This window comes from Flavobacterium sp. (genome assembly GCF_044376915.1).
Taxonomy (GTDB): domain Bacteria; phylum Bacteroidota; class Bacteroidia; order Flavobacteriales; family Flavobacteriaceae; genus Flavobacterium.
Genome location: NZ_JBILKB010000078.1, coordinates 1 through 8,151, shown reverse-complemented (window position 1 = coordinate 8,151; position 8,151 = coordinate 1). Strand labels below are relative to the sequence as shown.

5 protein-coding genes are annotated in these 8,151 nt (G+C 36.9%); all 5 read right to left on the bottom strand.

Features of this window, described 5'->3' with window-relative positions; translation table 11 throughout:
• Nucleotides 1-2,912: PA domain-containing protein (locus ACIQ6Z_RS08130; RefSeq protein WP_396210403.1), on the bottom strand; the 2,912-nt coding region annotated here is incomplete at its 3' end.
• A gap of 84 nt (nt 2,913-2,996) precedes the next feature.
• Complete coding sequence (locus ACIQ6Z_RS08125) at nt 2,997-4,340, bottom strand: deoxyguanosinetriphosphate triphosphohydrolase (protein WP_396210404.1); 1,344 nt, start codon at nt 4,338-4,340, stop codon at nt 2,997-2,999.
• 43 nt (nt 4,341-4,383) lie between these two features.
• Nucleotides 4,384-4,608 carry a hypothetical protein gene (locus ACIQ6Z_RS08120; RefSeq protein ID WP_396196999.1) on the bottom strand — a complete coding sequence of 75 codons (225 nt, stop codon included), beginning with the start codon at nt 4,606-4,608 and terminating at the stop codon, nt 4,384-4,386.
• A 111-nt stretch (nt 4,609-4,719) separates the two neighbouring features.
• Nucleotides 4,720-7,152 carry a ribonucleoside-diphosphate reductase subunit alpha gene (locus ACIQ6Z_RS08115; protein WP_396210402.1) on the bottom strand — a complete coding sequence of 811 codons (2,433 nt, stop codon included), beginning with the start codon at nt 7,150-7,152 and terminating at the stop codon, nt 4,720-4,722.
• 106 nt (nt 7,153-7,258) lie between these two features.
• Nucleotides 7,259-8,151 (bottom strand): ribonucleotide-diphosphate reductase subunit beta (locus tag ACIQ6Z_RS08110; RefSeq protein ID WP_396210401.1); only part of this gene is annotated, 893 nt, incomplete at its 5' end.

Here is an 8,151-nt window from a genome sequence, read left to right as displayed (position 1 = left end):
ACAATAACTTCGTTGGCATTTAATGGGTTTTTAAGAATACATTTAACGGGTAAATCGGGTAAGTTTCCTTCTTTAGAAACCCATGTAATTCCTCCATTAGCAGTATACCAAATGCTCACCACATTATAATTGTGCATCGTTACAAAAATTTCGTTTTCAGTTGTACCGTATTCTACATCTGAAATACTTCCAACAAAACTTGATCCCGTAATGTCTGACCATATCCCATTACCTGTTTGCGCAGAAGAAATTTTTAATAATTTCCCCAATCGGGTTCCTACCAAAAGTGTAGAAGAAGTTGTCGTAAATGGGGAAACCGTTAAAGCTGTTGGAGGAGCTGTTAACAAAGGATCTGTTAAATCTGTTCGCCCGATTGTTCCCGACTTGATATTGGTGTATCTTCTTACTCTGTAAGTTGTACCATTTGAATAATCTGAATATAAAATATCCAAATTAGAATCTAATGTCATAGGAGCTATAAAGGCTCCATTATTTCCATTATTATCGGCATCCAATGTTCTTGTATTCAAAGCTGATCCAGGCAATGGTCGTAAGACAATACTTTCATTGTATACATAATTTGAAATGTAATATTTATCAGCTCCTTGATCAAACATGGTATATGCACCGTCGCCTCCTTGCGATTGAGAAGTTCCATTGATCCCCGGTTGCGCGTCTTCAAAAAATTGCGTTCCGTTATCTTGTGCGCCTGCAGCAAAATATTCTCCAGACAAACCGCTCACTGCAGTGGTAGGAGCCACCCCAACACTATAAAACTGTGTAACGTTTAATCCTTCCACTCTGGTTTGAATGGCTGAAGTTGAAATTGGGGCTGACGATAAACTTGTTGCAAAACTTACGCCACCATCGTGACCAAGTACCGCCTGATTTGTATTGCCTGGTCTAAATACCATTGCATGTTGATCTGCATGAACCACAGAAACTCCTGTAGGATAACTTGCAGACCATTTAGAAATAGTTTGCCATGTAGCGCCACTATTATCGGATCGGTGAATATCAATTCCCCCTATATACACCATGGCATCATTAGTTGGATCAACTGTAATTATTAAATCATAAAAAGCTTGACCACGACAGAAATCTGTTGCTGAAGTTCCATGAATACCCGCTGGTTCTGATAATCTTGTTACCGTTGTAAAGCCATCGGTTGTCAAATAAATATCGGCTTCACCAGTTGTTGCGTCTTCAACTAAGACATAAATTTTATTGTTATTTGATGCCGACAATCCAATTTGAGTTCGCTTACCATTTGGAACTGCATGTCTCAGTGTAAAAGTATTACCATCTGCAGAAGAAAAAATCTTTCCTCCACCATCTCCATACAACAAACTACTTTTAGTAGAAATCCATATGGAATTATTAGGTCCAATTTCAATTTCATTTGGACAATGCTTATTTCTATCATCGGTCAGTGGCATGTTAACCAAATTCCAAGTTGCACCCCCATCAATTGATTTATATAAACCATAATCAGGCCCACCTAAATAGGTAGTTTGGTTTGCTGCACTGTAAAAAGTATCTCCAGCTGCCACATAAATTTCAGACACCGAACCATTAGCTCTTACTTTAATATCGTTAATATGCTGTTGGCCTGGAACTAAATTTCCAGTAAATGCTCCTCTAACAATTGGATTTAAAGTACCTGAAACTGCGCCTGCTAGTACAGCTGCCTCTAATAAATCTCCATCTGTATTTGAAATCATTATTGAAGGAATCGTAATTGTAGGATCATCTCCACCCATAGCAACCGGCGCTCCATCAGTATTATTCATCATGATTACTCCAACAGCCCCCGCATCCTGTGCAGCTTTTACCTTAAATACAAAATTACAAGTACCTCTACGAATTAAAGCAATCTTACCCACAAGAGCAGCAGCATTTGTAATCGCCTGACAAGCATCACTTGTAGGCGCAACACCATCATTAACTAAAACAATATTTGCTGTTAATGCAGTAGCAACTGGTGTTCCAAAAGCTGTTGTTGTAAAACAAGTGTAGGTACCTGCAATACTTGCCGGGCTATTAATCGTTAATCCTGCAGCTGATTGAAAAGAAGTTGGGCCTGTAATTCCACCGAAAACTTTGGTCCACGTGGTTCCTCCGTTTGAAGATTTCCAAACTCCATCACCATTTACATCACCTCCCACATAAGATTCTCCGGTACCCAAGTAAAAAACATTTGTGTTGTTAGGATCAAAAGTAATCGAAGAAACCGATAAATTTTCAGGAATATTTACACGGGTCCACGTTGAGAATGAACTTGTAATATCTGTATTTTTCCACAAACCGCCACTTACACCTCCGGCAAAAACAGTTTTGAAGGTAGGATCATTGGGATCAAACATAATTGCTCTAACTCGGCCACCAACATTATTTGGTCCTCTTTCAACCCAATTGTTATCTGTTCCGTCTCCAGGAACTCTTCCTGAAGCCATGGCTTGTTGTCTTTCAGCGATTAATTGATTTCTAATAATTTCCAAATTCTCAGGGTGCGTTTTACCAGTCTCTGGATTAATAGACAGCTCCCATTCCCGTTCGTAGAATTTATTGGGAGGAATCCCCAATGCTTTTCTCTCCTTTTTAGATAATGCCATTACCTTTTTATAAGGAGAATTATTTAAATAGGCTTCGTGTTTTTTTCTTAAGTTATCAATTTCAGCGGGTACCGTATTGGCTACCGTTTTAATTGACTTATTTTGAACCTTATTCTCAACAGCACCATTACTTCTATCAGATTTCACTTCAGTAATATTGAATTTTTGAGTAGGTTTGACTTCAGATTGTACCGTAGTTGTACGTTTCGTCTTTTCTTCTATTTTTGAAGATTTTTCTGAACAACTTATACCGATAAATAGTACAGAACTTAGTAAAAAAAGTATTTGTTTTTTCATAAAAAAACTGTTTTTTTGATTTAATTATAACAAATTTAGCATATTAATGCTATTTTCAAAAGTTTATTTATTGAATTGATAACTTTAACTTTTGTTGGCCTGAATAGTTTTGTACAATTCTACCGCCTTGCCGTCGGTTAGCAAAGACACAAAATGACAAATATGCATCAAACGTTCGTAAAGGTTCTCTTTTTGAAATTGAAAGCGTTCGGGCAATAATTTGAGCAACAGTTCGTCATAATTTGAAGCCGTACCGTTTTGCTTTTTATTAGTGGCTGTACAAAAACAATCCAAAAGAGTATTAATCACTTTGTATCCCATTACCTCTTTTTGCACCACTTCTCTACTTTGGTAAACATTTTTCACACTAATTTGAATGATGTCATTCATTTGGGCTTTGTATTGACTTTTATCCATTAAGGAAAAAGGGAAATCGCCAGCCAAAATAGCTTTTTCGTTTTCCATAAAAACTGCAACCGCGTCATTGATCAAACTTCCGATAGCCAAGGCTCGCAAATAACTAATGCGATCTTCTTTAGTAATTAATTCGTTATATTTTTTGGTATCGATTCCGTTTTTGACCAATTTTATGAGGTATTCTAACGCATATTCTTCTGGGATTAGCCCAAGGTTGATACCGTCTTCAAAATCGATAATGGTATAGCAAATATCGTCGGCAGCTTCTACTAAATATGCTAATGGATGGCGTTCAAAACCAACATCATTCCCAGATTTGTTGGGCAATAGTGCCAATTCTTTGGCTACTTCCTCAAAAAAATCTTTATCCGATTGGAAAAAACCATATTTTTTATCACAAATTTTAGGCGTCGGTTTTTTAGGCAAACTTTCTTTTGGATATTTCATAAAAGCGCCAAGGGTAGCATAGGAAATTCGCAATCCTCCTTCGATTCCTTCACGTGAAGAGGTCAACACAGAAAACCCATTCGCATTGCCTTCAAAATCAATCAAATCTTGCCATTGTTTACTGGTTAACTGTTCTTTATATTGTGCCCCATTTCCGGTTTTGAAATATTCGCCTATGGCTTTTTCGCCAGAATGTCCAAACGGAGGATTACCAATATCGTGCGATAAGGCAGCCGCAGCAACTATGGCTCCAAAATCATTGGCTTGATAGCCATATACTTCCTGTAAGTGGGGATAATTTGCAATAATTTGCTTTCCTACCAAACGTCCTAACGAGCGACCCACTACCGAAACCTCCAAACTGTGTGTCAATCGGTTGTGTACAAAATCGGTTTTGGAGAGCGGTATGACTTGTGTTTTATCTTGTAAACTTCTAAATGCCGAAGAAAATATAATTCGATCATAATCGACTTCAAATCCCAAGCGCGTATCGTCTTGTTCTTTTCGTAAGCGTTTACTGGTGTCGCCTTGTCGTTTTAAGGACAATAATTGTTCCCATTGCATCATATGATTCTAGATTGAAGATTGCAGATTTTGGCTTTAGAATTTACTCTTTTTCGTTGGCCAAAAAGAAGTTTCTTGATTTTTTTGGATATTGGTTATAACTCTTATCACTAGGGTTTACAATCACTGATTTGATATTTACCTCATCGCCTATTTTGAAATTTTTCTCGGTATATTGATAATCCAATAAATATTCACCACAGAAATAATTTCCATCGGCGTCTTTTTCAATGTGTCCTGTATATACTCCTTTTTTATCTTTTGACATGATTTGTGTATTTTTTTCAAATGTACGAATTGCATCGGAATTTATAATAACAAAAACAGCCATCCAAAGACAGCTGTTTTTACTCGTTATTTTTTGAACTCTAGGTGTAATTTAAGAACCACACATTTCGCAATCTTCTGGGCCTGAATTTCGAGCTCTTTCAATCATTGCTTTATATTCTTCGGCGCTCATTTCTGCAGGTTCGTCTAGTACAGCTATGGCTTCTAATTTTTGAGCAACAGGTTGTTCTAGCACTTCAATAGGCTCGGCTTGTTTGTCATTATTTAAGGTAAACTTAATAGCATCTACTGCCGATTTTGTTCGTAAATAATACATTCCCGTTTTCAACCCTGATTTCCATGCATAGAAATGCATCGAGGTTAATTTTGCATAATTGGCATCTTGCATGAACAAGTTTAACGATTGTGATTGGTCAATGAAATAGCCTCTATGACGACTCATATCGATAATGTCTTTCATCGACATTTCCCAAACGGTTTTGTACAATTCTTTCAAATCGGAAGGAATTCTTTCGATGTTTTGAACCGAACCGTTGTGGCGCATAATTTCTTGTTTCAATGTTTCGTTCCACAAACCTCTTTCTACTAAATCATTCAATAAGTGCTTGTTCACTACAATGAATTCTCCAGACAATACTCGACGGGTATAAATGTTTGACGTATACGGTTCAAAAGCCTCATTGTTTCCTAAAATTTGAGAAGTAGAAGCGGTAGGCATTGGTGCCACTAATAATGAGTTTCTAACCCCATTTTTCTTTACTTCTTTTCGCAAACCGGCCCAATCCCAGCGTCCTGATAACTCTTCATCTTTTAATCCCCAAAGGTTGTGCTGGAATTCACCTTTAGATATAGGCGACCCTTCATAAGTAGAATAAGGCCCTTCTTCTTTAGCCATTTCCATAGAAGCTGTAACGGCTGCAAAATATAGGGTTTCAAAAATTTCTTGGTTTAATTTTTTAGCTTCATCACTTGTAAACGGCAGGCGCAACATGATGAAAGCATCGGCTAATCCTTGCACCCCAAGACCTACAGGTCGGTGACGCATGTTTGAATTTTCTGCTTCAATAACAGGATAATAATTTCTATCAATTACCTTGTTTAAGTTTCGGGTTACTCGCTTGGTTACATTGTATAACAATTCGTGATTAAACGCACCATTTTCAACAAACATTGGCAACGAAATCGATGCTAAATTACATACTGCAATTTCATCAGCCGAAGTGTACTCAATAATTTCAGTACATAAATTTGACGAGCGGATCGTACCCAAATTCTTTTGGTTGGACTTTCTATTTGCTGCATCTTTATACAACATATAAGGCGTTCCGGTTTCAATTTGAGATTCTAATATTTTTTCCCAAAGTTCACGCGCTTTGATTGTTTTTCTTCCTTTTCCTTGTGCTTCATATGCAGTGTATAATGCTTCAAATTCTTCACCGTATAAATTATCCAAGCCAGGACATTCGTTTGGACACATTAAAGTCCAAGTGGTATCTTCTTCTACGCGTTTCATGAACAAATCGGAAGTCCACATTGCAAAAAACAAATCTCTTGCACGCATTTCTTCTTTTCCCGTATTCTTTTTCAAATCTAAGAATTCGAAAATATCAGCGTGCCAAGTTTCTATATAAATAGCAAAACTTCCTTTACGTTTTCCTCCACCTTGATCGACATAACGAGCGGTATCATTGAACACACGTAACATGGGAACAATTCCGTTTGAAGTTCCGTTGGTTCCACGAATATAAGAGCCGGTAGCTCTTACGTTATGAATGGCCAAACCAATTCCACCGGCAGATTGTGATATTTTTGCCGTTTGTTTTAATGTATCATAAATACCATCAATACTATCGTCTTTCATGGTTAACAAGAAACACGATGACATTTGGGGTTTAGGCGTGCCTGCGTTGAATAATGTTGGTGTAGCGTGCGTGAAGAATTTTTTAGACATCAATTCATAGGTCTCTATGGCTGCATCCATATCATTCAAGTGAATTCCAACAGCTACACGCATTAACATATGCTGTGGGCGCTCTACAATTTTTCCATTGATTCTTAATAAATACGAACGTTCTAGTGTTTTAAATCCAAAATAATCATAATTAAAATCTCGGGTATAGATAATGTGAGAATCTAAAAAAGCAGCATTTTCTTGAATAACTTGATGCACTTCATCTGAAATTAATGGCGCTTCTTGATTGGTTCTTGGGTTTACATAATGGTACATTTCACTCATCGTTTCCGAGAATGATTTGTTGGTATTTTTGTGTAGATTTGAAATGGCAATACGAGCAGCTAGTTGTGCATAATCAGGGTGTGAAACGGTCATGGATGCTGCGGTTTCTGCTGCTAAATTATCCAATTCAGAAGTGGTTACTCCATCGTATAATCCTTCGATTACACGCATGGCTACTTTTACAGCATCTACCATGTCATTCAATCCATAACATAATTTTTTAATACGATCCGTGATTTTGTCAAACATCACTGGCTCCTTGTGGCCATCTCTTTTTACTACATACATAAGTTTTAAAATTTTGAAAACAAGCAATCCCTTCCTTGCTTTCGGTTACATAATTATTGAACAAAAACGCAAGTCTCCCGACATTTTATAGCGTTTCATTTTTTTATTAAAAATCTGCGTCAAAGCTAATTTTACTAGATTCAGAATCTGAATTCATAACTCCCGCTTTTTGGTATTCTCCCACACGTTTTTCAAAGAAATTGGTTTTTCCTTGCAACGAAATCATGTCCATAAAATCAAATGGATTGGATGAATTATAAACTCTTTCACAACCTAACTCTACTAACAATCTATCGGTAACAAATTCAAGATATTGAGTCATCAAGGTAGCGTTCATTCCAATTAAACTTACCGGTAACGATTCGGTAATAAACTTTCTTTCAATATCCAATGCATTCGTGATGATTTCCGTGATTCTAGCTTTTGGTACTTTATTTACAATGTGATGGGTGTGTAAATGCACTGCAAAATCACAATGCATTCCTTCATCACGCGAAATCAATTCGTTTGAAAAAGTAAGTCCTGGCATTAATCCGCGTTTTTTTAACCAATAAATTGAGCAAAATGAACCTGAGAAGAAAATTCCTTCTACGGCTGCAAATGCAATTAATCGTTCGGCAAAACTTGGCGACTCAATCCATTTTAGTGCCCATTCCGCTTTTTCTTTAATGGCAGGAAACGTTTCAATAGCATGAAATAACTGGTGTTTTTCTGCTTCATCTTTTACATACGTATCAATTAACAACGAATACGTTTCGCTGTGGATGTTTTCCATCATCAATTGAAAGCCGTAGAAAAATTTAGCTTCGGGATATTGCACTTCCGATACAAAATTTTCAGCTAAATTTTCATTTACAATTCCATCAGAAGCAGCAAAAAATGCCAAAATATGCTTGATAAAGAATTTTTCATCATCTGATAGCTTATTGTTCCAATCGTTTAAATCGGTATGCAAATCGATCTCTTCCGCCGTCCAAATACAGGCTTCTTGTTTTTTAT